A 24193-nucleotide genomic window follows, 5' to 3' on the forward strand; every position below is an offset into this window, starting at 1 on the left:
GTGCGCGCACATCGGCAGAAGAGGACGACAGTGCGGATCTGACCTCTGCAGATCGGTCAGTCAGAGGGGCTGCACGCGATCGGTGTGGCCACAGTCGCCGGTTTCCGTCACCTTGGTGGAATGAAACCCGCCACGATCATCGTCGCTGTGAGCGGACTGCTGCTGAGCATATCGATCAGCTGGATACTCGGGCCGGGTGCGCCCTGGTGGCTGACGCACGTCGACGGGGTGCACGGGTTGCAGGGGGAAAAGCTCGCGGCGGCGCTGGATGCGATCAGAGGCCGAGCACTGGCCGTCGGCACCGGGCTGGCCGCGCTGGTGGCTGTGTTCTACACCGCGCGCAACGCCGACACCGCGCGGCGCACCTTCCAACTCGGCCAACGAGGCCACGACACCGACAGGTACGGCAAGGCTGCCGAACAACTGGGCCATGTCCAAGCCCCGGTCCGGCTGGCCGGGCTCTACGCGCTGGAGCAACTGGCCCAGAACACGCCTGTACTACGGCAGACGATCGTGGACGTGATCTGCGCGTACCTGCGCATGCCCTACCACGAGGCGTTACCAGGGGACCGGCACACAAGGATCCGGGCCGCACAGCGAACCGCCCGCGCCCGCGTGCCCGTCGCGCGCCCGGCCGGTCGCGACGCACAGGAGGAGCGGGAGGTACGCCTTACCGCGCAACGCATCCTGGCCGATCACCTCCGCTACCGGGAGCCGCCGAAGACGCGATGGGGGAGAGCTGTCGATCCCGATCCGCGGTTCTGGCCCGGCATCCGACTCGACCTGACCGGCGCTGTCCTGTGCGATGCCAACTTCGTGAGCTGCCGCATCGCCGAGGCCGCGTTCACCGGGGCCACCTTCAACGGTGACGCGAGGTTCGGCGGAGTGGTCTTCACCGGTGCGGCCCACTTCGACACGGCGTCCTTCACCGGCAACGCCGAATTCGGTGAGGCAAGATTTCTCGGCGCCGCGGAGTTCACCTCGGCAACCTTTCGGGGCGCGGCCAGATTCGGCGGGACCGCCTTCGAGCGCGGCGCCAACTTCGGGTTCTCTTGCTTCGAGGGGCAGGCCGGCTTCAGCGAGGTGGTCTTCGGCGGGGACGCCTCGTTCGGCATCGCGAGCTTCGGAGGCAACGCCAGGTTCACCGGGGCGATCTTCCACGGCAACGCCGGATTCGCCGCGGCCACGTTCACCGGTCTGTCCGGGTTCGTCGAGGCCACTTTCCGGCATCAGGCGATGTTCAAGGGCGCGACCTTCACCAGCGCCACCTCGTTCGACCGGGCCACGTTCGACGGACCAGCCGATTTCGCCTACACGCATGGGGCCGAGCACGTGCGGCTGCACGAAGCGTCCGTGACCCGCCCCGCCGACACCCACAGGTGGCCGCCCGGGTGGAGACTGGAGAGCGAACCGAACGGGCACGCCGTGCTGAGCGCCGTCGGCCTACGCGGGTCTGCTTACCCCCAATAAGCTCATGGCGCACAATCTGTGACGTTGTCCCGCAAACCCAGACGGCCCTCGTAGATGGCCACCTTGTGGGTGATCAGCTTGAGGCACTCGTTGAGTTCATGCATCTGGGCGAGCACCCGTTCCCGATGTTCGCGCAACACCTCCAGCCGTTTCTCCTCGTTGCCTTGGCCCGCCCTAACGAGCTCGGTGTAGCGCCGGATGTCGGTCAGGGGCATGCCGGAGGCCCGTAGCCGGATGCACACGCCCAGCCAGTCGACGTCACCCTCGTTGTAGACCCGGTGCCCTGCGGTTCCCCGCCGTACCGGCTGGGCCAGCAGCCCCTCCCGCTCGTAGAACCGGAGTGTGTGCACGCTGAGCCCGGTGCGTTCGGCGACCTGGCCGATGCTCAAACCCGACATGCGGCCCAGTTTGACCTAGAGTCGGCTCTAGATTCTAGGGTCCGAAGTATGAGACATCGCATCCTCGGCGGCACCGGCATCGAGGTCACCACCCACTGCCTCGGCACCATGATGTTCGGCTCGGCCGGCAACCCCGACCACGATGACAGCATCCGCATCATCCGCACCGCCCTCGACCACGGCATCAACTTCGTCGACACCGCCGACATGTACTCGGCGGGCGAGTCCGAGGAGATCGTGGGCAAGGCGCTGCAAGGCCGGCGAGACGAGGTGGTGCTGTCGACCAAGGTGCACTTCCAGATGGGGGAGGGGCCCAACCGAAGCGGCAACTCGCGGCGTTGGATCATGCGCGAGGTCGAGGCGAGCCTCAAGCGGCTGCGCACCGACTGGATCGACCTCTACCAGATCCACCGCCCCGACCACCGGACCGACATCGAGGAGACCCTCTCCGCACTAACCGATCTGGTACGGCAGGGCAAGATCCGTGCCTTCGGCAGCTCGGCCTTCCCGGCGCACGAGACGGTTGAGGCCTACCATGTGGCCCGGCAGCGCGGCTTGTACCGGTTCCGCACCGAGCAACCGCCGTACAACATCCTGGCCCGCGGCATCGAGGGCGACGTCCTTCCCACCGCGCAGCGGCTCGGCATGGGCGTGCTCACCTACAGTCCGCTGGGCTGGGGGTTCCTGACCGGCCGTTACCGCAAGGGGCAGGAGGTCGACATGTCACAGGGCCGCGCCGCGCGCGCGCCAGAACGGTTCGACCCGTCCATCCCGGTTAACGCGGCCAAGTTGGAGATCGTCGAGGAGCTGGTGAAACTGGCGGACGAACTCGGCTGCACCCTGCCGGCGCTGGCCGTCGCCTTCGTCACGTCACATCCGGCGGTCACCTCGGTCATCCTCGGCCCGCGCACGATGGAGCAACTGGAGGGCTTGCTGAAGGACGCCTCGCTGGTGCTCGACGACACCGTGCTCGACCGGATCGACGAGCTCGTGCCGCCCGGCACCAACGTCTACCACCCTGTCGGTCTCTGGAGCCCTGCGCCCCTGACCGACCCCGCATTGCGCCGCCGTCCGCTCGGCGACCGCGCCGCGAGCTGACCAGAAATGCTTCCGGTCCCGGGGAACTTTACGTGACATGATCCAGCCGGGACCGGCGAGGCAGCAGCGGCATACGTGGTGTGGGCAGGCCATCGTCGCCAGCGGCCTGCCGTACACGCTCCTGCGCCACCCCTGCTACGGCGACGCGTTCCTTCCGCGGATCTCCGGCGGAGAGCTGACCAGCAGCACCGGCGGGCGCGGGCTGAACACCGCGTTCCGCACCGATCTGGCCGAGGCCGCCGCGAACGTGCTGACCGGCGAGGGACACCTGGACCGGGCGTACGACCGGCCCGTTGTGGAGTTACCCGGAGCTGGCCGACGCGCTCGGCCTGGCCTACCGGGAAGTGCCCGACACCGGACCCGGCGCCATGGCCTGGTTGAACGGCCAGGTGCGGGGCGGAGCGCTGGAATACCAGAGTGCCGATCTTGAGCAGGTGCTCGGCAGACCGCCCGAGTCGATGCTGTCGCGGCTGCGCGCCTCTGCGGTGTAGGGGGTTCAGTCGCAGGTGAAGCCGTGGGTCGCGGCCCGGCAGAAGTCACGGAACGTCCGTAGCCACTCGGTGCTCGCCGAGTAGTTGAGGTCGAGGTCGGTGCGGTGGAACTCGTGGGTGTCGGGGTCGGTGGTGACCGCTCCGTCCAGCCGGACGCGGCCGTCGGCGGGCAGGCCGTTCAGGTAGGTGTCGAAGAAGTCCGCGATCCGGGCGGCCTCTTGGCCGGTGATCGGCATGCCATTGTTGAAGCCGAGCATCATCAGGGTGTCAGGGTCGAGGACCTCGCCGTCTTCCAGCAGGGCCAGGGTGGGGCGCCAGGTCCAGGCGTTCACGTTCAGCCGAGCACCGTCAGGCGCCTTCAGAGTCCAGCTCAGGTCTGCCCCTCTCCAAGATCAGTCGCCTAGCCCTGCAGAATATCTCTGTTGGCGATGCCCCTTACCTCCTTCATAGCAGGGTTGCGAGGGGCAAGGGCTTGATCGACATGGTCAACGACTTGCGCCCAATGAGGTACGCCTCACCGCGCAACGCTTCCTGGACGGTCTCCTCCGCTATCGGGAGTCGCCGAAGGCGCGATGGGGGAGAGCGGCCGATCCCCGGTTCTGGCCGGCTATCCAGCTCGACATGATCGGCGCTGTCCTCTGTGACGCCAACTTCGCGAGCTACCGCATCGCTGAGGCCACGTTCGCTGGCGCGGCCCGCTTCGGAACGGCGACCTTCACCAGCGCCACCTCGTTCGACCGGGCCACGTTCGACGGGCCGGCCGATTTCGCGTACACGCACGGGGCCGAGCACGTGCGACTGCACGAAGCGTCCGTGACCCGCCCCACCGACACCCACAGGTGGCCGCCCGAGTGGCGACTGGAGAGCGAACCGAACGGGCACGCCGTGCTGAGCGCCCTCTGACCAGCAGCGTCCTCTTTGTCAGCCACCAGCACCGACAACGACCGCATCCCGCTGACGCTCCCCGAGATCCGCCGGCTGCTGGCCGCGCTCATCCTGACCACGACCACACGATCACGGACATCCTGCGCCGGTCAGACTGGCGCCGCTGCCATCAGGCAAACAGCCCGACACTGCCACAACCAGCGCAGATCCCAACCATGATCGCGATGTGTCGCTGGGGTACAGCCGGGGTTGCTCATGCATCCTGAACGCTGCAGCGAATTTGTGTCAGTGCCCGGGCGTCCGCGACATCGCCGACGTCTATCAGGTGGCCGACTACTGCGAAGACGATCTTTTCGTGCCTACTCCCGACCTTCCGGAGAAGAGTATTCGTCGCCTCCGTAAGACCCCTGCCTCGACACGCCTGGATTGCGGCGGCGGACTCTACCGCAGGCGCCTTGCCGCCGGCGTAGTCCAACATACCGACGGCCTGCTCGTAACGGCCGCTGTCCAGATGCACCGCCAGTTCGTCGACCGGCCAAAGTACGTCCACCGCCAAGCCGTTGCGCCGGTCCCCGTCTGCGGCCGGGCCGGCCCTGCGGCGGTGCGCATGTCCTCGTCCAAGACTTGCTGCAGGAGGCGTTGCAGCTCCTCCTCTGTCACGGTCCCGGCAGGGTTCTTGTGCTCCGCGAGTCGGCGCAGTTTGAGGACTGCCTGCGTGTCGGGAGTCTGTACCTGCCCCGACGAAAGCCGGTGGAGGGCGGAGCGGGAGAGGTGAATCTGAGGCGCGACGCTGCGCAATGACGCGCCCGTGTCATGCAACAGAGTGCGCACCGCCTGGGCGAGTTCGCGCCATGCCGGTGAAAGGGAGGCTGAAAGGGGCTTCGTTTGTCGGCGTAGAGGCACAGACAACTCCTTGGGGGGCCCTCTGGGATATCAACTCCATCTTGGCGGATGCCTATGACAATTGAGGGCCATGTTGCGCGAGAGGGACACTGCGGGACACAGCGGCAAAGGCGGGACATCGCAGGGACAGGAAAAGCTTCCCGTGACGCAGATGCTTGCGCTTCGCTGGAGGAGCTGGCGGAACCGGCCCGCTGACAGCCCCCGGGCCGTCATCGCGTTGTAGACGAGAGGATTCGAGGAGCATGGTGGCAATACCGTCCTGGACGGACGAGGAACTCGGCACCAAGAAGCGCGTGGCACTGTGGCTGGTGCAGGAGGTCGGAATCGGGAGCGTGTTCACCAAGGAGCAGCTGCGGACCGCGTTCGACGGGGTCAGTCAGGTCGACCGCCGTATGAGGGAGTTGCGAGACCACGAGTGGCAGATCGACACCAACCGGGAGGATTCGGCTCTCGATCCCAGAGAGCACCGGTTCGTGCGGCAGGGGCTGCCGGTGTGGGAGCCCGGCATGGCAAGCCGCAAGGCCACCGAGTCCGTGGGAGCCGTACAGCGCCGCGCCGTGCTGATGGAGGACAACTATCTGTGCCGGACCTGCGGCATCGGCAACGGTGAAGCGTATGCCGACGGCTACGGAGCCACCTCCCATCTGGACATCGCGCGGCGCCAGGTCACCTTGTCCGGCGGCGGCACCGAAGTGCAGTTGGTTACCGAGTGCAACCGGTGCCGCGTAGGCGGGCGTGACGCCGACTGTGATCTAGGCGCCCTCGCGGCGGCACTGGAGCAGCTGTCGGTGTACGAGCGCAAGATGCTGTCCGCCTGGATGGAGCAGGACGCCCGCAGTTTCAACGAGGTCGAGAAGCTCTGGGGTGTCTACCGCACCCTGCCGGCCTCGGCGCGCGCTGAGGTCCGAGGCATGCTCCTGTAGCCCGTTCTCGGAGGCCGCGAGTCGGGCACCGAAACCCGTGTGTCGGTGCCGCCCCTGGCAGCTTTCTGATCGCTTTCACCTACTTGAAGGAGCACTCACGTGTCGATCGACTTCGGCCAGCCCCGCGAGGCTGCCGGTAACCGCGAACTCGTGGCCCAGCGGCTGAAGGAGCTGCGCAACGGCAGCGGAGTCCCGGAGACGCTGACAGTCGAATGGCGCGGAAAGCCCACCCATGTCGAGGTCATCGACATGCCGGTCGAGGTCCTGCGCTACAACCCCGGCACGCACCGCATTCGCGCCCAGCGAGCCTACGACCCGGCTCGGGACCGGGCACTGGACGGGGATCCCTGGAGCCCTGAGAGCCAGGACTACCTTCACGCCTTGCTGAAGGCACTGCCGGCCGACCCCTCCACGACCGACCCGGCCTTCGAGGAGCTGACGGAGAGCCTGCGCGAGTACCAGCAGAACGAACCCGGGCTGATCACCCGCGACTGCATCCTCGTCAACGGCAATACCCGCCGCGCCGCCCTCAAGGAACTTGGGCGGCCCAGCATGCGGGTCGGCGTCCTGCCTGAGACGTGCACGTGGAGCGACATCCACGCCGTTGAGCTCTCCCTCCAACTGCGCCCGGACAACCGGCGGATCTACTCCTACATCAACCACCTGCTCGCCCTGGAGGAGCAGGTGAAGCTCGGCAAGCCTCTGCCGGAAATCGCCCGGAACTTCCACACCACGACGCCGGCCTGTGACCGTGACCTGTGGATCCTGGCCCAGTTGCGGGAACTCCTCAACCGCAGTGCTACCGGCACTACCTCGCTGCGGCTCATGGATTTCGAGAACGCAAAGGAGAGGTTCTTTGAGCTCTACCGCGCCTACAACGCCGAATCCGCACGTAACCGGGAGCGTGCCGACCTAATGAAGGAGGGCCGGCTCGCGGCCATCGTGCTGGAGTTCGCCAAGACGGACGTCCGGTTCATCCAGCCAGACTTCCACGAGCGTTTCCTGGATCAGCGGCTGCCCGCAGAGCTCAAGCCCGCACCCGCACAGGAGACCACTGCTGTAGCTATCCCTGGCCTCGGCCGCACTGTTCAAGCTGCCGGCGCGAGGGTCACCGCAGCCAAGGCGCTCACCGACTCCCTCCTGCGGGCCAAAGCTGTCAAGGCGCCAGGCTCCGCCGCGAGCGCTGAGGAGCAGAGGGCCGCAGCCGAGGTCTTCGAGCGCACACGCGAGGTCTTCAATGAGGCGCTGGAGTTCGCCGGCAAGGACCTCCGGCTCCGCAAGAAGCGCCTCGCCGCCCCCGATCGCGTCACCGACGCCTGCAAGGACCTGGAGCAGTGTGTGACCGACCTCGTCCTCGCTCGCGGCAACGGGAGTCTGGATGAAGGCGCGTTCGACGACGCCCTGCTGCAGCTGCGCACCATCATGGAGCGCGTTGCCATCGAGGCCGGCAAGAGCGTACCGCTCCCAGGCGAAGGCCTGACATGGCTCAACGGGGCTGTGGGGAGGCAGCAGTGACGGTGACACAGACGGAGCCGTCGCTGCGGATCGCGTTCGACGTCTCGCGAACCCGCGTGGTCCTGCGCACCGTGCCCGGGCACGAGCAGGATTTCGCGGACCTCGCCGCACGCATCGCCCCAGGCGGCCAGCGCGGGCCACTGGTGGGGGAGTTCGGCCTCGATGACTTCCTCGACCGCCTCATCGAGCTCGGCTCCTGGCGCCACGACGGCGTGGAGTGGGAACACGCGCTTCTCCAGCTCGTCAATGGCGTCCTCGACGACGCCGAGCGGGTCGAACAGACACTCCGCAGCGGCGCAGATGTCGGCCAAGGCACGATAGCGCCAGACGACGTGCTGGGGCTGCTCGGTGAAAGCTGGATCGGAGACCTCACCCCTTTCCAGCTCCGTGACGCCGCACAGCTGCTATCGCTCGGCCACGGCGCGAATTTCAGCGTCCCCGGCGCTGGCAAGACCCGCGTCACACTCGCCGTCTACGCCGCCATGCGCGAAAAGGGCCTGGCCAAGCGGGTCCTCGTCGTCGGCCCCAAGTCCGCCTACGAGGCATGGCTGACAGAAAGCCAGCTCTGCTTTCGCACGCCGCCGCGCACCGCTGTCATGACCCGCACTCCCGACTATGGCGCCGAGGTGCTGCTGGTCAACTACGAGCGCCTGTCCCGGGCTGTGCCCGGACTCGTACCCTGGCTGGGTGCCGCGCCATCGATGCTGGTGCTCGACGAGGCCCACCGCATGAAGCTTGGCGCCAACGGAACCTATGGCTCAGCCTGCCTCGCACTCGGGCCCGCCGCCGCTCGGCGGCTCATTCTCACCGGCACTCCGGCCCCAAACGGGACTCGGGATCTGGAGAATCTGCTGTCGTTCGTCTGGCCCGGCCGTGGCAAGCGCGTTGTCTCTGACGCCGTACGTGGCGGCGACCTCGCCTACGCCAGCACCGTGCTGCGTCCGCTGTTCACCCGCACCACGAAGCGGGAACTGGGGCTGCCGCCATTCGAGCCGAAAGTCCGCTACGTCAGTCTGCCGCCGATCCATCGGGAGGTGTACGAGGCGCTCAAGGGAAACTTCTCTGCGCGGGCTGAGGCGTCCCGCGACGACATCGAAGCCCTCGGCCGGGCAGCGCTGCGCCTGATCATGGCCGCAACCAGCCCGGCACTTTTAATCGAGGGCAGCAGCCCATATGAGCCGCTCGCCTATGGGCCATCGCCGCTGGAGGCCGCCCCCGGAGACTCTCTCTATGCGCTTCTGCGCGACCTACCCAGCTACGAACTCTCTCCCAAGTACCAGGAAACCGTCCAGATTGTCGCCACCAACGCAGCAGCCGGCCGAAAGACAATCGTGTGGACGACCTTCGTACGCAACATCACCACCCTGGCCGAGCTTCTATCCCCCCACTGCCCGGCCGTCGTCCACGGCGGCACGGCCGACCGGGAAGAGGAGATCCGGCGGTTTCGCGAAGATCCCGACTGCATGGTGCTGATCTCAAATCCAGCCACCCTCGGTGAGGGCATAAGCCTGCACCAGATCTGCCACGACGCAATCTACGTCGATCGCGACTTCATGGCCGGCCGATTTCTGCAGAGCCTTGACCGCATTCACCGCTTGGGCTTGGCCCCCGGAACGGAGACCAGGGTCACCGTTCTCGTCGCGGAAGGCACCCTTGACGAAGTGGTCCAGCTGCGTCTCAAGGCAAAGCTGGAGTTCATGGGCAGCATCCTGGACGACCCAGAGGTGCGACAGCTCGCAGACCTCGTCGAAGAGCCCGTCGGCAGCTACGGCCTCGACCTAGCGGACATCCGCGAACTCCTGCGCCACCTAGCATAGGGCGCTCCGGGACAACCGGGAATTCTCAAATGATCAGCTGATCCTTGCGCGCAATTTCTCGAACTTGTCATGGCGAGCATGGTCGTCCTGGCCTATGAACGCCTTGAAATCGCCTATTTTGTAAGCCGCAGGTGACTTTCCATCGATAATCTCAATATGAAAGTCGCGACTGAGCAGGCTAATCCTGCGCTCCAGTTCGTGAGGCTCCAGTTCGAGTTTGGTCATGCGTGCGATTTGAGCAGCGGTCAGGAAATCGCCATGGGAGCGCAGTGCTCGATAGATAGGATCATGCTGGACATCTATATCGCGCTCGCGGCGTTCCGCTGTCTTGTTCAGGGCGGCGGCGATAGCTACGCCAAGAGCTTTCGCCACTGGTGGCGGGAAGGCGTTGCCAATCTGACGATAGTTCGAGGTTTTCTTGCCCGTAAATTGCCATTTGAACTCTTCATCGTCCCAGCCTTGGATGCGGGCAACCATCTCGCAGGTGAGCTTAGGGCCGACGAGAAACTCGTCGTCAGGGCCGGGCTCCTCGTTCGCGATCCCGAGCGCATCTACGCCCATGGCAGCCCAGGCGCGTTTGGCGCGTGTTGGGCCGAGGTCGGCGCCTCCGTGCTTCTTAGACCCGCCAACAATGGTGGGGGCGATGTCATTTGCCTTCTCTGCCCATTCCTTGGCGCCTTTCCATCCTCTGGCAGAGATTAGAGGTAGCAGAGTCTCTCCCACCGTGGGCGGTTCGCCGATTGGTTCAGGCCAGTGGAAGTGGGCGAAGTGGTCGGGTGCCATAGCAATAAGCACGAACCGCGGTCGAAGCTGCGGAACCCCGTACTTAGATGCCTGCAGCAGGCGCCATTCGGCTGAGTATCCGAACTCCTGGAGGCGGTCAAGTACATGCTGCCGATAGCCGGCGAAGCGGGGCATGCTCAGCCCTCGTACGTTCTCCAGAAGAACGGCCCGCGGCTTGAGGATGTTTACCTGCTCCACAGCCCAGGCGAACAGGTCTCGTTCATCATCGGCACCGAGTTGCTTGCCTGCGATGGAAAACGGTGGGCAAGGAACCCCGCCAGCGAGTAGATCAATTGGCCGCTGGTTCGGTTCCTTCGGGGCATAGTCTGCCGGGTTCCATGTGGAAAGATCCGCCACATCCCCTTGTGCGACCTTCCAGCTTGGCCGGTTGTGTCGCAGAGTGTTGACCGCATTTTGGTCCAGTTCGATGGCGAGCTCGTGTGCAAAGCCGGCCTTTTCGAGCCCTAGGGACTGGCCCCCTGCCCCCGCGCAGATCTCGATGACGCGGAGTGGTTGCTCGGTCACTGGAACCCCTTTCATGGTGTGGGTACGACATGAGCCGGTGTGCAGCTGTATCTTTTCGGATAAGACAGCGAACCGTGAGCCCATCGGAACGAAAGTGTCTGACCGGAAGAGACTCGAAGCGAGAAAACTGGCCCATGGCAGGGGGCTGTACCCTGCCCCGCTGAACGAGGGCCGGTCGAGGAACATGCAGGCCAACCGGCGGTCGAACACGAAGCCAGAGGTTGTCTTGCGCAGCGCTCTGCACAGGCTTGGCTACCGCTATCGGAAGGACTTCCGGCTTGATTTGGAGGGTGTGAAGGTCCGACCGGACATCGTCTTCACGGCGCGGAAGGTGGCGGTTTTCGTCGACGGATGCTTCTGGCATGTCTGTCCTGATCATGGTCGACAGCCGACGACCAATGAGTGGTACTGGACGCCGAAGCTGCGACGGAACATGGAACGCGACCGGACCGTCAACACCGCTCTTGAAACCGCTGGTTGGAGAGTCGTCCGGCTCTGGGAACACGAACCCCTGACCACCGCCGTGGAGGCCGTGGTCGCGGCGCTGATCCCTACGTCCGAACACGTGAGCGACGTTAGCGATGACGGCTGACAAAAGCAGCCTGGCCGGGGGAGGTTTGGGCCAAGTCAAAGGTAAAGAAATCTGGACACCAGGAGTGCAGGCTGTCTGGATCATGCGAGGAGCGGAAGTTGGTGATCGAGCCAGGCGAGGGCAGCTTCCGCGCTGTCATGCCCGGGGCCGTGCAAGGTCTCGGCGATGTCGCGAGCACAGTGGATGGAGCCAGCAGGGCTCGGTCCGTATGCGCTTCCCCCGCTTCCGCCGTGGCGCTGTGTTGCCCAGCTTTTCACCGGCATGGATGTCTTCCGGCATCAGATCGGCTGTGGTTTGCTGTGTGAACGGCACAGCGTGATCTTTATCCCCCATATGGGGAGATTATCCGAGACGCCGTAGTTTCCGTACTCGACTGCTGGGTCGTGGGTGTTGATCAGTGCTTCACTCCGTCAGAAGCCCGATGTTGGGCAACAGCGGAGCCGGCTCCACAGGGTCGTTGTCTGCGGCGACCACCCAACGCTGTCCATCCAGCTCAATCGAGCGGGCGTCGCCGTGGTGCTGCTTGTGGCGGGCGAGCCGTATGCTCATGGATTCTCCCGGGCCTGGGGCGGGGAGGCCAAGAGCGGCGGCGGCTTGCACGTGGCTCTTGAACTGGCCGAAGATGACGATGCCTTCGGGGCGGAGGGTGGTCCGAGCGCCGCCGTTGCCACGTACACGCTTCATATAGTCCTCTTGCATGGCCACGGTAGCCACGACATTCCTGCTGATGAGGCGGCGCTGCACGCGGCGGAACAACTCGTTGACTCGCTTCTGGCCGCTCGTGGACCTGAAGATCGCGTCGATGTCCGCTTCGGCAAGATGGACGAGGATGTTCTCCTGGAGCGGAGCATCCTTGAAGAGCCAGCGGATCCCTGCCCGGCCGTGACGGTTCAAGGTTCGTTTCGCATCCCTGTTGGCGCCCGGGTTGAGGTTCCTCTCGTCGGCCCGGACGAGTCCAGCACTCCATCGTCCTGCACGGTCACTTGCCCATAGCCCCAGGAGTAACCTGCCTGCAGCCTCGGGCGGGATCATCCACTCGCCCGGCTTCTGGGAATACTTGCAGTCGACCTCAACGCCGACGATGCGATAGTCCAGGATCTCACCGTCAGCGAAGTCGAACTCGCGCTGCAGATTGATCTCGACCAGTGTTCCGCAATGAGTCTTCTCCGTTTTGTGGAGCTGCTCCCAGCGGAAACGACCCGTATGCTGCCCATCAAGAAGCATGTCGAAGGACCGCCGGATTGCCTTGCCTATCCTGGATCCGTCCGCGTCGAGAGCCAGGAGATGCGAGGCGACTGCTTCGACTTCCGAATCCGGCGCGGATATGCCAGGCAGCGGAACGTTGATCAGGGGGAGCGTGTGACCTACTCCGTCGACATTCATCCAGCGCTCCCATCGGCTGAAGCAAGCACCGTGTCAAGCTGCTTGTTCAGCGCGTCACGGCGACTGGCAGGAAGCTGACGGTACCGGGCCGAGATCTGTTCCGTCTCCGAAATGGGCCGTCGATCGGTCGCCATTTAGCCGAGAATCGAGGGCTGTGTCAGAGCTAGTCCGCTGTCGCGGCGCGCGGGGGGTGTCGATGAGACAGGCGCGATCGTTCATGCCGCCCCCTGCCGAACTGCGGTCAGACGCGCACGAAACTCGTCCCCTGCCTGTGGATGTGTTGCGGCGAGCACCGAGGCGAGATCTGCAGCACGGGCCCGTACGGACGCGACCACCCGCGGTGAGTCCAGAGCCGCCACCCCCGCCGCGACCGCCTCGTCCACAGCCTCAAGGTTCGCCAGGGCGATGCCCAGGTCCAGGCGGGCGATCGCTTCCCGGCTGGGGGAGCGCTTACCGTCCGGAGCGTCCTCATGAGCCTTGACGGCACGTTCGGCATGCCTGCGAGCCGGCTCGAACTCGCCCAACCAGATGAGTGACGACGCCGTGTAGGCCGTCATCGCGTACGTGGCCAGCGGTCCCGTCTCGATCCCGTCGGGACGGGTCGGCGTACGGCCAGGCAGCGCGTTCCACAACCTGTCGGCCTTGGCGAAGTGCTCCTCGAAGCCGTCGTGGTTTCCCAGTCTCGCCTGACCCCGGGAAGCCTGAGCGTGGAGTCGTACGGCGAGGGGGTGGCTGGTCGGAACCCGGCTGAGCCCTCGTACCGCCGCGGAAACGGCGCGTTCGGGCCGGTCGGCGTGGAGCGCGATCGAGGCCATCGCGTCGGTCGCCCACCCGCACAACTCGTCGTGTCCCGCCTGGTCGGCGTGCTCGAAGCAGTCGACCGCGTACGCTCGCGCGGTCAGTGGGTCGCCCAGGTCGTGCGCGAGCCAGGCCAGGATCTCCGACAACCATCCGGCGAGGACGAACAACTCCCGCCCCTCCTTGAGGGTGCGAGGTCCGGCGAGGAGCTGGTCGATCTTGCGCCGGTAGAGACGCGCCACGGTGAACAGGTCGGCGGGGGTGCGGCGGGAATAGCCACCGGCGAGGTCGTGGACCACCGTCTGGAGATGGTCCAGCGTGCTTCGGCCGACGGCCGAGGTATTCGCGCGTCGGGTGAACTCCATCGCCTCGTCGGCGGCATCGCCCAGCACCTGGGCGAGGGTGGTGGCCAGTCCGAGTTTGAGCGCGTCACGCCGGTTCGTGGGATCGCCTTCTTCCCGCGATAGCTGTTGCTCGTCTTTCTCCCCATTGTTGTCAGATTCTTCGAACAACACACTTTCGTCGAGCGAGAAGGCGTGGCAGTACAGCAGCCGGTACCGCTCGCTCAACATCGCGATGGCATTGGACTCCCAGCGGCGGATCGAGCGTACGAGTGACTCGTGATCTGGGAGGTCGGCGCGGTCCTCTCCGGCGGCGGTTCTCAGGCGTCGAGCCATGGTGTGCACGTCCCAGGAGCGGGCCTTGCGTTCGGCACGAATTCGTACGGTCCAGCTCATTGTCGTCACCTTAAGAACGCGTTCGGACACACAGTGTGTCCGTCGCTGCCCCTCATTGTCATCCTCCGCAGGCCACTCAGCAGCCCCTCTACTGGATTGATCCGAATTCCAGCGGGAGGGCCCACGGACATGGATGAGATCACGGCGAGGCAGACGGTTCGGGTGCTCGCGGCGCGTCTGCCGAACTGGACCATCTGGTACGGCCGGCACACGGGCCATTTCTGGGCCCTGCTCAAGCGACGCCCCGGCGTCCTGGCGCTCCACGTCGAGGCGCGGACCGCGGCGGAGCTGGAGGGCCAGGCCGCGGAGGCCGAGCAATGGTTGCCGCGACCGGCCCTTGTCCGGCCCGTGCCCCGGCTGCCCATGGAGGGCGCTCCGGTCGAGGATGTTCTCGTCGCGCGGACTCCGGAGAACCCGTCAGTCAGGTCGAGGGCACGGCCACGCCGTACCACCGAGGCGATGTGAACGGCGCTCCGCTCGACGCGGAGGCGGATCCGTGGCCTTGCCCGAGGCTGTCCGCCCATCCACCCCGCCATTCCGGCGCCCCGGTGGCCGACATCGACTGGACGAAGCCGCAACCGGTCCGCCTCCGGGTCGTCGACCACACCTGTTCCTGCCGGGTGGTCGTCTACGAGCTGCTGAGCTGCGGCGGCCACTACATGATCCGCCGCCTGCACCAGACCGACCCACCCAAGTCCCTCTACGCCGGGCCGTGGCCTCGCCCCGTGGCGGAACGCGTGTGGAAACTGGTTCTCACAGGTGAGGCATGGTGACGGGTAGTGGTACGGGCAGAGCCACGGCGAACAGGTTGGATCAGCTCTGACCGGCTTCCCGCGCTGCCCGCTCCAGCCGGCTCCGATACTGCTCCCACCACGCCTGGTCGCCCGGCGCCATGTTGTCGTTGTCCTTCCGCAGCCCGGCGGCGCCGTCGATGAGTTCGCGAACGATGTCGGCGTGGCCGGCGTGCCGATTGGTCTCAGCGGTCATGTGGATCAGGATCCGGTGCAGCGTCACCTGGCGCCGGTCGTCCGGCCACCACGGCACGTGCCCGATCGCGTCCACCGCGAGCGCGTCGATCGTCGCGTCCGAGTGTGCCCACGCCCGGTGGTAGAGCCCGATGATGTCCTCGCGCGACTCGTCGGCGGTCGCCCACATGTCCGCGTTGGGCTCGGCATCCTTCTCGAACCATGGCAGCGGCTCGCCGGACGGCCGTCCGAAGGTGTCGCCGAAATATCCGAACTCCACGCTGGCCAGGTGTTTGACCAGCCCCAGCAGGTTGGTGCCGGTGGGCGTCAGCGGACGCCGGATGTCGTACTCCGAGAGCCCGTCGAGCTTCCATAGCAGGCTTTCACGGGCGATCTTCAGGTAACGGTGAAGATCCGCCTTTGGGTCCCATTCAGTCATGCGGGCATCCTTGCATCTCGCACCGACCGTGAGGAGCGAGGCGGGCTAAGGGAAGCGCTCGTCGCTCAGAAAGGGTGGGTACTCGAACTCGGAGACATAGCAGGCGACATTCGGGCTATGGCCGCATTCGCTTTCCTGGAACTCATCCGGGTGCCAGTGGGGCAGCTCTTCCACGACGCCTGCCGGTGGTTCCTTGGCGAAGACCACGGATTCGAGGACCTGCGTGCCGCCCGCCAGCAAGAGAAGCATGAGTCCGGCAACGCCCCAGCGGGTCAGGCGTCGACGGGTGGCCGCGTCCAGCGGCTCCCTCGGCTCGTGAGCTCCGAACGTCCTCGCGAAGGCGGGACTGTCGAAGACCGAGGGTTTCGCGGCGTAGCGCCTGAGATCCTCAGCGGTGGGGGTGCCGAGGACCGGGACCGGGGGCCACTGCGTTACGGGTTCGCTCTCGGTCTGGACTGGAATCGAGGTCGGGGAAGCCGCCTCGTCCCGGTGGCCTGGACGCTGAGGCGCCGAGCGATGACGAGAACGCACGATCACGACGATGGCCGCTGCCATCAAGGTGGCCGCAAGCGCGAGCCATATCCCGCGGGACGTGATTAATCGCCGCACGCCCGGCAGAGTATCCCGAATTGATCTGTATGGAGATCAAAAGACCTGATGCCAACCAGGTCGGCAAAGCCAAACGAAGCTTCTCAGTTGGGGAGCGGTGCGGATTGCTCAGGCCCCGCCGGCAGGCCCTGCTCGTCCTGGTCTACCTGCGCAAAGGTGAGACCTTCACCGAACTCGGCGCGGGATCCGGGGTGTCGACGGCGACCGCGTGGCGGTATGAGGAGGAGACGGTGGCATTGCTGTCGGCGCGCTCTCCCAAGCTCACGGCAGCATTACGGAAGACCAAGCGGGACGGGCTGCACTACCTGGTGCTGCGGCCCCGCCATGCAGGGCCTCGCAGGTCGTTTCCCAGGAAGCCCATCGGGGACACCTGTTGACCTCGAAACCCGGTAGCGTCAAGCCATGCCCGCCTTTGCGATCGCAGGCCTGATCTTGCTCGCCATACTCGCCGTCGGCCAGATCGCCCTTGCTGCCGGGGCGCCCTTGGGCCGCTTCGCCTGGGGCGGCCAGCACGACGTGCTGCCTCGAAACCTGCGGATCGGGAGCGTGGTCGCGGTCCCGATCTACGCTGTGTTCGCGCTGTTCCTACTGAGCAAAGCCGGTCTGGTGTCGATCATCGGCGAGCCGCTGTTGACGATCGGGATGTGGGTGATCGTGATTTACCTGGTGCTGAGTTCGGTGCTGAACCTGTTGTCGCGCAGCAAGTTCGAGCGCTCGGTGATGACGCCGGTCGCGCTGGTGATGGGGGCGGTGTTCCTGGTGGTGACGTTGACCGCGTAGCAGCGGGCACGCCGGCGCGGTGTCGACGTTCGAGCCACTCCGCAACTTGCGACATCGCTGTGTCTGCCTTGCTATGCGCCCCAAGCCGTCTCAACCAGGCCCTCTACACGACCACGGAACTTGAAACCGCCCTGGCCTGGGTCTTCATCGCGCTCTTGACCGCATCAAGGAGGCCGGCGGCTCTCAGATCCGGCACTCCTTCCTGAATGTGGTTCATGACATAGCCGAACGCCAGGCCGGTGGCCGGGTCGGCGAAGCCGAGCGATCCACCGAGGCCGGGGAACCCGAAGGCGGTCGGGCTGTACCAGTACGCGTCGGGCGTCGGCAGACCGAACCCGGTGGCGATCCGGACGGGTACGCGCAGGATGCGATCGATGCCGCCGGCTTGTTCCTCGGTCGCCGCGGCCAAGGTGCCGGGTGTGAGGATGCGATGTCCGTCGACCTCCCCGATCAGCGCGGCGTAGAAGCGGGCCAGTGCGCGGGCCGTGCAGATGCCGTTGGTGGAGGGCAGCTCGGCGGACTGCTCGTCAGGGTCGTTGTGGTCCAGCGGGGGTGTGACGACGGTCGTGGATCGTACGGTCAGCGACGTGGGATCGGCCCAGGCCGCCATCACCTCGCGCACCGGCTCGGGAAGGGCGTCCAGGTCGATCCGGGACAGGGAGTCGAAGTCGGGCACGCCGGCGATGATGCGGCTGACCCGGTGGTGCTCGGTCTTCGGCAGGCCGATCCACAGGTCCAGGCCGAGCGGTGCGGCGATCTCCTCGGCGAGGAAGGCGCCGATGCTGCGCCCGCTCACCCGGCGGACGATTTCCCCGACCAGCCAGCCATACGTGAGCCCGTGGTAGCCGTGTTCGGTGCCCGGCTCCCAGGCCGGGCGCTGGGCGGCCAGCGCGGCCACCATCGGATCCCAGGCGATCGCCTCCGCCGGGGTGACCGGGCGGTCGATCGTGGGCAGGCCGGCTTGGTGGGTGAGGAGCCAGCGGACGGGGATGCGGTCCTTGCCGTTCGCCGCGAACTCGGGCCAGTAGGCGGCGACGGGGGCGTCGAGGTCGAGTTCGCCGCGCTGGGCCAGCAGGTGCGCGCAGGCGGCGACGATGCCCTTGGTCGTGGAGTACACGACCTGCAGGGTGTCGCGCTCCCAGCGGCGGCCGGTCTGGGGATCGGCGATTCCGCCCCACAGGTCGACGACCTTCCGACCGTGCAGGTAGACGCCGACCGCGGCGCCCACTTCCTGGTCGCCGGCCAGATTGGCGGCGAACGCCTCGCGTACTCCTTCGAATCCGGGTGCTGTGGTTCCGCTGATTTCGAGCATGCGTCATCGCCTTCCGTGCTGTCGGGTGTTGCTGGAAGTGTTAGCCGCGCCACTTCTCGAGGAGCCAGGCGCAGAGCTCCGGCTCGGTCATCTCGGGAAACTCCGCGGTGAACGTGGCAAGTGCGCGCATCGCTTCGTCCCGGTCCAGGCCGCGGATCGCCGCTTGCCTGAGGTAATCCTGACGTGCGGCTGTAGGACGGCCTCCGCCTGTGCCGCGGCCCGGCAGGCTTTCGCGCCACCGCACTATTTGGTCAATTCGATCAGGCCGCCAACCGGGAGCTCCGTCGACCTCGACGTCAGGCCCGGGAAACGGGTGACTCGAATCGTTCGGATAGCGAGTGCGCCACTTGTGCACCGCGTGTCGGGTCACTCCCATGGCCTCGGCGATGCCGAGCACGCCGAGGTAGCGCTCGGTCATGGCGCACCAACTTGTCTGTCCGGCCTCCTCTGTGGGTCTCATGAATACCACGCCCAAGGCAGAGTCCTCGCGTCGATCAGATGCGTCGAACATCGTCTCTGCCGGAGACGACGTTAATGCCCGGGATGGAACATCGTCAACAGCGAAGACGAAGTTCCATGCCCTCGGGGATCCTCCTCGGGAGCGCGTCGATGTAAAGAAATGTAGACACGGGGTCCGCTTTACTTTACATTGCCGCTATGGCAGTAGAAGAGAAGAGTGCGTGGATCATGGCCGTGGTCTCGGTCGTCGCGTACACGGCGTACCTGGTCGTCGTCCTCGGGAGGGCGGGAGGCGGCCCGCTCGTCGAGGTGCCGTACGCGTCGCCGCTGCTGTGGAGCGTCGGCGGGGCGATCGTGGCCGGGATCGTGCTGAACATCGTGGCCGGCGGGGCCGTGCCCAAGGGGGCGCGCCGGAAGGACCAGCGCGATCGGGAGATCAACCAGTTCGGCGAGTTCGTCGGTCAGTCGTTCACCGTCATCGGCGGCGTGACGGCGCTGGGCATGGCGCTGGCCGAGTTCGCCTACTTCTGGATCGCGAACGTGATCTACCTGGGGTTCGTCCTGTCGGCGATCCTGGGGTCGATCGCGAAGATCGTCGCCTACCGCAAGGGCTTCCACCCGTGGTGAAGCCGACCCGGGTCACGAACTCGATCCGCTCTCTCCGGTTCGCGCAGGGCGAGATGACCCAGGCGGAGCTGGCGGAGCGGGTCGGCGTGACCCGGCAGACCATCATCGCCATCGAGCAGGGCCGCTACTCGCCCTCCCTGGAGATGGCCTTCCAGATCGCCAGGGTGTTCGGCGTCCCGCTCGACGACGTGTTCCAGTATCCGGACAGCCAGGAGGAGACACCATGAAGGCAATCGTCCAAGACAGGTACGGTTCGCCCGACGTACTGAAATTAGAGGACATCGACCGGCCGGTTCCCGGGGATCACCAGGTGCTCGTGGAGGTTTACGCGGCCGGAGTCGACCGAGGTGTCGACCACCTGATGACCGGCCTGCCGTATCTCCTGCGGCTGGGCTTCGGGCTCCGCGCGCCCCGAGACCGCGTCCGGGGCCGCGAGCTCGCCGGGCGCGTCGAAGCGGTCGGGAAGAACGTGACTCGCTTCCGGCCGGGCGACGAGGTCTTCGGCATCGGCGAGGGCACCTTCGCCGCGTACGCGTGCGCCCGCGAGCGCAAGCTCGCCCGCAAGCCGGCGAACCTCACGTTCGAGCAGGCCGCTGCCGTCACCATCTCGGCGATCACGGCTCTCCAGGCAATCCGCGACTCCGGCGAGGTCAAGCCCGGTCAGAAGGTGCTCGTCACCGGTGCCGGAGGGGGAGTGGGGACGTTCGCGGTGCAACTGGCCAAGGCGTTCGGCGCCGAGGTCACCGGGGTGTGCAGCACGGCGAAGACCGAACTGGTCCGGTCGATCGGCGCCGACCACGTCATCGACTACACGCGCGAGGACTTCACGCGGGGCGGGCGACGCTACGACCTCATCCTCGACCTGGCCGGCAACCGCCCGCTGTCGCGCCTGCGGTGCGCCCTCACGCCCCGCGGCACTCTCGTCCTCGGTGGCGGCGAGGACGGCGGGCGGTGGCTCGGCGGCATGGAACGTTCCCTCGGCGCGGTCCTGCTGTCGCCGTTCGTCGGCCAGCGGCTTCGCATGCTGATGGCGAGCGAGCGCGGCGAGGACCTCGAGCGCCTGAGGGAGCTCGCCGAAGCCGGCGAGATCACACCGGTCATCGGCGGCACGTATCCGCTGAGCGAGGCCCCCGAGGCCATGCGGCAGCTGGCCGCCGGTCAGGCACGCGGCAAGCTGGTCATCACCGTGCGAGGGTGAGAAACGGCCTTCGACTCGCGAATTTCGTGCGTTCCAGTCACGGCGATGGTTGGTGGGTGGCAGCGGGACACTCAACGATCGCGTGTCGGCGACGTAGGCCGGGATCACCTGGCACGCCGCACGTTCCACCTGGAGATGTTCACTCTTGAGAGTGACGGTCAAAGCGGGAGGAATCCCGATAATGGGCGGATGCTCGACAGGATTCTCGCGGTGGCCGTGACGCTGGCCACGGTGGGCCCGCTGCTCGTGCCTGACCCCAAACCGTGGTGGATCATCGCCCTCGGCCTGCTGGCGTCGGCACCGGTGTGGTGGCGCACGCGCGCGCCCATGACGGTGGGGATCGTGGTCGGCGTCGCGATGTCGGTGCTGGTGACGTGGGAGAAACCCTTCCTGCCCTTCGGCCCGCTGCTGGCCGTGTACACGATCGCCGAGCTGAGCCCCACCTGGAAACGCCTGGCCGCAATCCCGGTCGTGGTGGCCGCCGTCGGAGCCTCTCTGGCGCTGCCCCGGGAGAGCGGCGAGACCTATCGTGTGGTGGGAACCGCCTTCGTGGCCGCCTATGCGCTGGGCACCAGCGTACGGGCCAGCCGCTCCCGCGCCGCCGAGCTGGCCGAGCGGGCCCGCCGTCGTGAGCAGGAGCACAGAGCCGCGGCGGCCGAGGAACGCACCCGGATCGCGCGGGACATGCACGACATCGTCACCCACTCCGTGGGACTGATGGTGGTCCAGGCGGAGGCTGGCCCGGTGGTGGTGCGCAGCGACCCGGACAAGGCGGATGCGGTCTTCGGCACGATCGCAGACACGGGCAGGAGCGCGCTGGCGGAGCTGCGCGGCCTGCTGACGGCCCTGCGAAGCCCGGGGCAGAGCGACCGGCAGCCCCAGCTGGCCAACCTCCCCGAGCTGCTCGAACGCAGTGGCCTGGACGTGGTGAGCGCCACCGGCGGTACCCCGCGCCCGGTTCCGGAGAGTGTGGAGGCCGCGGTCTACCGGATCGTCCAGGAAGCGCTCACCAACGTGCGCAAGCATGCCGGGACGCGTGCCGTACGCGTGACTCTGACCTGGGGAGACACCCTCGCGGCGGAGATCGCCGACGACGGGCGGGGAACGGCGCCGACCGGAGGCGGTCACGGCCTGACCGGGATGCGGGAACGGGCGGCGGCCTGCGGTGGCACGCTCAGCGCCGGACCAGGACAGGGCGGCGGATTCGTGGTGAGAGCCGACTTTCCGCTTGAATAGCCCGCATGTTACGGGTGCTCATCGCCGACGATCAGGACCTCTTCCGCGCGGGGTTCGGCCTCATCCTCGGCGCGCAGCCGGACATGGAAGTGGTCGGAGAGGCCGCCGACGGCGAGGAGGCGGTCGCCAGGACCAGGCAACTGCTGCCCGACGTGGTCCTGATGGACGTGCGCATGCCGGTCAAGAACGGCATCGAGGCCACCAGGGAGATCTGCGCCACGACCGCCGCCAAGGTGCTCGTGCTGACCATGTTCGACCTCGACGAGTATGTCTACGACGCGGTCCGGGCGGGGGCGAGCGGCTTCCTGCTGAAGGACATCCGGCGCGACGAGTTGGCCCACGCCGTGCGGACCGTCGCCGCCGGTGAGGCCCTGCTGTCCCCGGCGGCCACCAGACGGCTGCTCGAGGACCTGGTGCGCAAGCCCGCGCACGGCGTCGCCCCCCGGCTCGCGGCCAGGCTGGACGCGCTGACCGAACGAGAGCGCGAGACGCTGAAGCTGGTCGCGCGCGGCCTGTCGAACGCGGAGATCGCCCGGCGGTTGGTGGTCACCGAGCACACCGTCAAGACGCACGTCAGCCGCGTGCTCACCAAGCTCGACCTGCGCGACCGGGTCCAGGCCGCAGTGCTCGCCTACGAGTCCGGCCTGGTGATCGCCGGTGAGAGTGACACCGGAGATCGCACCCGCGACTGACGCGCCGCAGGGCCGGGAAAAGCACGATTCTCGGCATGGAACGAATCCTCCTCACCCTCGCCTCCGCCGCTCTGATGCACTTCGGCACCGGCCTCCACCCAATCTGGTGGCTCACCTGGCTGGCACCGCTACCCGTTCTGTTCCTGGCTCGCCGCTCTGGCAGGGGTACGGCTTTCGCCTCCGGGACCCTCGCCTGGCTCGGCGGGCAGGTGCAGATGTGGCCGTACTTCACTCAGACCCTGGAGATGCCCGCGCCGCTGGCCGCCGGCCTCATCGTCGGGCCCGCCCTCCTCTACGGCGCGGGCGTGCTGCTCTTCCGCACCCTGCTGGCCCGCGGCAAGCCGCTCCTCGCGGCGGCAGCCGTACCGGCTGTGTGGGTCAGCACCGAGTACGCCATGAGCCTGGCGGCACCGCACGGTGCCTGGTGGAGCCTGGCCTACACGCAGGCCGACGCCCTGCCCGTGCTGCAGACCGCCTCGGTCACCGGGGTGTGGGGCATCACCTTCCTGCTGCTCTTCGTGCCCGCCTCGCTGGTCGCGGCCAGACGGCTGTGGGTGGCGGGCGCGGTGGTGGCCCTCGTGCTGGGCCACGGTTTCGTCCGGCTGGCCGTACCCGCCGAGACGGGCGGGCGGGCCGTCGCGCTGCTCGCCACCGACAACCCCGAGGACCTCGTCACCAGGTACGGCAAGGCCGTCGACGCCGCCGTGGCCGGAGGCGCGGAGATCGTGGTCCTGCCCGAGAAGGTCTTCAAAAGCGCCGACCTGCCTTTCGCCCGGCCGGGCGCGGAGGTGGTCGTCGGGATCGCCATCGAGACCAACAGCGCGGTGAGCTACCCCTCCGGCGTGCGCTACAACAAGCACCACATGATCCCCGGGCTGGAGCGGGACTTCCAGCCCGGCACCAGCCTCGCCTTCCTCGACGGCGACCGCCTCGGCCTCATCATCTGCAAGGACATGGACTTCCCCGACTTGGTCAGGCAGTACGGCGAGGCGGGCGTGGCCGCCCTCCTCGCCCCCGCCTGGGACTTCGACGAGGACGCCTGGCTGCACAGCCGGATGGCCGTGGTGCGCGGCGTGGAGAACGGCCTGGCGGTGGCCCGCACCGCCCGCGAGGGCAGGTTGACAGTGAGCGACAACCGAGGTCGCATCGTGGCCGAGGCCGCCAGCGACAAGACCGGCATGACCATGGTCAGGGCCACCCTGCCCAGCGAGGGCTCGGCCACCCTCTACACCGCCCTGGGCGACTGGGCCGCCTGGGCCTCGGCGGGGCTGCTGCTGCCGGCCCTGGGCCTGATCGCCAAGAGACGTTCCAGGGTAGTCGGCCCATCCGGCTCATGACCGGGTTGGTCTCGGCAGTACCAGACGAGCCCCATCGCCTGTTCGAACGCCCAAGCCTCCCCGCACTCCCATTCGAGCGAGGCCGTCCTCCTCGTCGAACACGATCGCGACCTTCACCGTGGGGGCGAAGCCGAGATCGGGCAGGTCGGGCTCCTCCCACGGGCCGTCCTTGCTCCCGGCCCGCTCGTAGTCGTGCCGGTAGAGGGCGAGCCCGGCGCCGC

At 67.0% G+C, this 24193-nt stretch carries 26 protein-coding genes and 1 pseudogene; 18 read left to right on the top strand and 9 right to left on the bottom strand.

Going from position 1 to position 24193, the window contains the following annotated elements; all coding sequences use genetic code 11:
- Positions 1-147 precede the first annotated feature (147 nt).
- A complete protein-coding gene (locus tag AB0C16_RS36725) occupies positions 148-1470 on the top strand; it encodes a pentapeptide repeat-containing protein (protein WP_357690163.1) in 1323 nt (440 codons plus the stop codon).
- A gap of 2 nt (positions 1471-1472) precedes the next feature.
- On the opposite strand, the gene AB0C16_RS36730 is transcribed toward AB0C16_RS36725, so the two are convergent.
- Positions 1473-1868, bottom strand: a complete 396-nt coding sequence (locus AB0C16_RS36730; RefSeq protein ID WP_357690165.1) for a MerR family transcriptional regulator — start codon at positions 1866-1868, stop codon at positions 1473-1475.
- 48 nt (positions 1869-1916) lie between these two features.
- Between AB0C16_RS36730 and AB0C16_RS36735 the strand changes: the two genes are divergently transcribed.
- Positions 1917-2966 (top strand): aldo/keto reductase, encoded by a 1050-nt coding sequence (locus AB0C16_RS36735; protein ID WP_357690167.1) that lies wholly within the window; start codon positions 1917-1919, stop codon positions 2964-2966.
- Between the two features lie 293 nt (positions 2967-3259).
- Positions 3260-3457, top strand: a complete 198-nt coding sequence (locus AB0C16_RS36740; protein ID WP_357690169.1) for a hypothetical protein — start codon at positions 3260-3262, stop codon at positions 3455-3457.
- A 5-nt stretch (positions 3458-3462) separates the two neighbouring features.
- Here AB0C16_RS36740 and AB0C16_RS36745 read toward each other — a convergent pair whose 3' ends face one another.
- Complete coding sequence (locus tag AB0C16_RS36745) at positions 3463-3789, bottom strand: hypothetical protein (RefSeq protein WP_357690171.1); 327 nt, start codon at positions 3787-3789, stop codon at positions 3463-3465.
- 289 nt (positions 3790-4078) lie between these two features.
- Between AB0C16_RS36745 and AB0C16_RS36750 the strand changes: the two genes are divergently transcribed.
- From AB0C16_RS36750 to AB0C16_RS36765, 4 genes are all read left to right on the top strand, one after another.
- On the top strand, positions 4079-4360 hold the full coding sequence (locus AB0C16_RS36750; RefSeq protein WP_357690173.1) for a pentapeptide repeat-containing protein: 282 nt from the start codon (positions 4079-4081) through the stop codon (positions 4358-4360).
- 1127 nt (positions 4361-5487) lie between these two features.
- Entirely contained in the window at positions 5488-6168 is a 681-nt protein-coding gene (locus AB0C16_RS36755) for a hypothetical protein (RefSeq protein ID WP_357690175.1), read from the top strand.
- 99 nt (positions 6169-6267) lie between these two features.
- Entirely contained in the window at positions 6268-7683 is a 1416-nt protein-coding gene (locus tag AB0C16_RS36760) for a transcriptional regulator (protein ID WP_357690177.1), read from the top strand.
- Positions 7680-9500, top strand: a complete 1821-nt coding sequence (locus tag AB0C16_RS36765; protein ID WP_357690179.1) for a DEAD/DEAH box helicase — start codon at positions 7680-7682, stop codon at positions 9498-9500. The genes AB0C16_RS36760 and AB0C16_RS36765 overlap by 4 nt, the downstream gene beginning before the upstream one ends.
- Before the next feature lie 33 nt (positions 9501-9533).
- On the opposite strand, the gene dcm is transcribed toward AB0C16_RS36765, so the two are convergent.
- Complete coding sequence (gene dcm / locus AB0C16_RS36770; RefSeq protein ID WP_357690181.1) at positions 9534-10808, bottom strand: DNA (cytosine-5-)-methyltransferase; 1275 nt, start codon at positions 10806-10808, stop codon at positions 9534-9536.
- 94 nt (positions 10809-10902) lie between these two features.
- Here dcm and AB0C16_RS36775 point away from each other — a divergent pair, with 94 nt between their 5' ends.
- Positions 10903-11400: a very short patch repair endonuclease gene (locus AB0C16_RS36775; RefSeq protein WP_357690183.1), complete on the top strand. Its 498-nt coding sequence runs from the start codon at positions 10903-10905 to the stop codon at positions 11398-11400.
- Between the two features lie 402 nt (positions 11401-11802).
- Here AB0C16_RS36775 and AB0C16_RS36780 read toward each other — a convergent pair whose 3' ends face one another.
- Together AB0C16_RS36780 and AB0C16_RS36785 are read right to left on the bottom strand one after the other, a co-directional pair.
- A complete protein-coding gene (locus AB0C16_RS36780; protein WP_357690185.1) occupies positions 11803-12783 on the bottom strand; it encodes a NaeI family type II restriction endonuclease in 981 nt (326 codons plus the stop codon).
- A 215-nt stretch (positions 12784-12998) separates the two neighbouring features.
- Positions 12999-14318 (bottom strand): hypothetical protein, encoded by a 1320-nt coding sequence (locus tag AB0C16_RS36785; RefSeq protein WP_357690187.1) that lies wholly within the window; start codon positions 14316-14318, stop codon positions 12999-13001.
- Positions 14319-14447: 129 nt separating this feature from the next.
- Between AB0C16_RS36785 and AB0C16_RS36790 the strand changes: the two genes are divergently transcribed.
- Positions 14448-14783: a hypothetical protein gene (locus AB0C16_RS36790; protein WP_357690189.1), complete on the top strand. Its 336-nt coding sequence runs from the start codon at positions 14448-14450 to the stop codon at positions 14781-14783.
- Positions 14780-15091: a hypothetical protein gene (locus AB0C16_RS36795; protein WP_357690191.1), complete on the top strand. Its 312-nt coding sequence runs from the start codon at positions 14780-14782 to the stop codon at positions 15089-15091. Before AB0C16_RS36790 ends, AB0C16_RS36795 begins: the two co-directional genes overlap by 4 nt.
- Positions 15092-15131: 40 nt before the next feature.
- On the opposite strand, the gene AB0C16_RS36800 is transcribed toward AB0C16_RS36795, so the two are convergent.
- On the bottom strand, positions 15132-15722 hold the full coding sequence (locus tag AB0C16_RS36800) for a DinB family protein (RefSeq protein WP_357690193.1): 591 nt from the start codon (positions 15720-15722) through the stop codon (positions 15132-15134).
- A 45-nt stretch (positions 15723-15767) separates the two neighbouring features.
- Positions 15768-16331 (bottom strand): hypothetical protein, encoded by a 564-nt coding sequence (locus AB0C16_RS36805; RefSeq protein WP_357690195.1) that lies wholly within the window; start codon positions 16329-16331, stop codon positions 15768-15770.
- A 107-nt stretch (positions 16332-16438) separates the two neighbouring features.
- On the opposite strand from AB0C16_RS36805, the pseudogene AB0C16_RS36810 reads away from it, so the two are divergent.
- A pseudogene (locus tag AB0C16_RS36810) lies at positions 16439-16642 on the top strand (transposase family protein); the annotation flags it as partial.
- 91 nt (positions 16643-16733) lie between these two features.
- The gene (locus AB0C16_RS36815; protein WP_357690197.1) at positions 16734-17111 is read left to right on the top strand and encodes a hypothetical protein; all 378 of its coding nucleotides are present in this window, start codon (positions 16734-16736) and stop codon (positions 17109-17111) included.
- A gap of 103 nt (positions 17112-17214) precedes the next feature.
- Here AB0C16_RS36815 and AB0C16_RS36820 read toward each other — a convergent pair whose 3' ends face one another.
- Entirely contained in the window at positions 17215-18423 is a 1209-nt protein-coding gene (locus tag AB0C16_RS36820; protein ID WP_357690199.1) for a serine hydrolase domain-containing protein, read from the bottom strand.
- Between the two features lie 40 nt (positions 18424-18463).
- Positions 18464-18841: a hypothetical protein gene (locus tag AB0C16_RS36825; protein WP_357690201.1), complete on the bottom strand. Its 378-nt coding sequence runs from the start codon at positions 18839-18841 to the stop codon at positions 18464-18466.
- 239 nt (positions 18842-19080) lie between these two features.
- On the opposite strand from AB0C16_RS36825, the gene AB0C16_RS36830 reads away from it, so the two are divergent.
- The 6 genes from AB0C16_RS36830 (at position 19081) to AB0C16_RS36855 (ending at position 23972) form a co-directional block, all read left to right on the top strand.
- A complete protein-coding gene (locus AB0C16_RS36830; RefSeq protein WP_357690203.1) occupies positions 19081-19509 on the top strand; it encodes a hypothetical protein in 429 nt (142 codons plus the stop codon).
- Positions 19503-19736 (top strand): helix-turn-helix transcriptional regulator, encoded by a 234-nt coding sequence (locus AB0C16_RS36835; protein ID WP_357690204.1) that lies wholly within the window; start codon positions 19503-19505, stop codon positions 19734-19736. The genes AB0C16_RS36830 and AB0C16_RS36835 overlap by 7 nt, the downstream gene beginning before the upstream one ends.
- Positions 19733-20707 carry an NAD(P)-dependent alcohol dehydrogenase gene (locus AB0C16_RS36840; protein WP_357690206.1) on the top strand — a complete coding sequence of 325 codons (975 nt, stop codon included), beginning with the start codon at positions 19733-19735 and terminating at the stop codon, positions 20705-20707. The genes AB0C16_RS36835 and AB0C16_RS36840 overlap by 4 nt, the downstream gene beginning before the upstream one ends.
- Before the next feature lie 189 nt (positions 20708-20896).
- Positions 20897-21943: a sensor histidine kinase gene (locus AB0C16_RS36845; RefSeq protein ID WP_357690208.1), complete on the top strand. Its 1047-nt coding sequence runs from the start codon at positions 20897-20899 to the stop codon at positions 21941-21943.
- Between the two features lie 5 nt (positions 21944-21948).
- On the top strand, positions 21949-22635 hold the full coding sequence (locus AB0C16_RS36850) for a response regulator transcription factor (protein WP_357690210.1): 687 nt from the start codon (positions 21949-21951) through the stop codon (positions 22633-22635).
- A gap of 35 nt (positions 22636-22670) precedes the next feature.
- On the top strand, positions 22671-23972 hold the full coding sequence (locus tag AB0C16_RS36855) for a nitrilase-related carbon-nitrogen hydrolase (RefSeq protein WP_357690212.1): 1302 nt from the start codon (positions 22671-22673) through the stop codon (positions 23970-23972).
- Positions 23973-24193: the final 221 nt, after the last annotated feature.

It is taken from the genome of Nonomuraea sp. NPDC048916, assembly GCF_040649575.1.
Lineage (GTDB): Bacteria > Actinomycetota > Actinomycetes > Streptosporangiales > Streptosporangiaceae > Nonomuraea.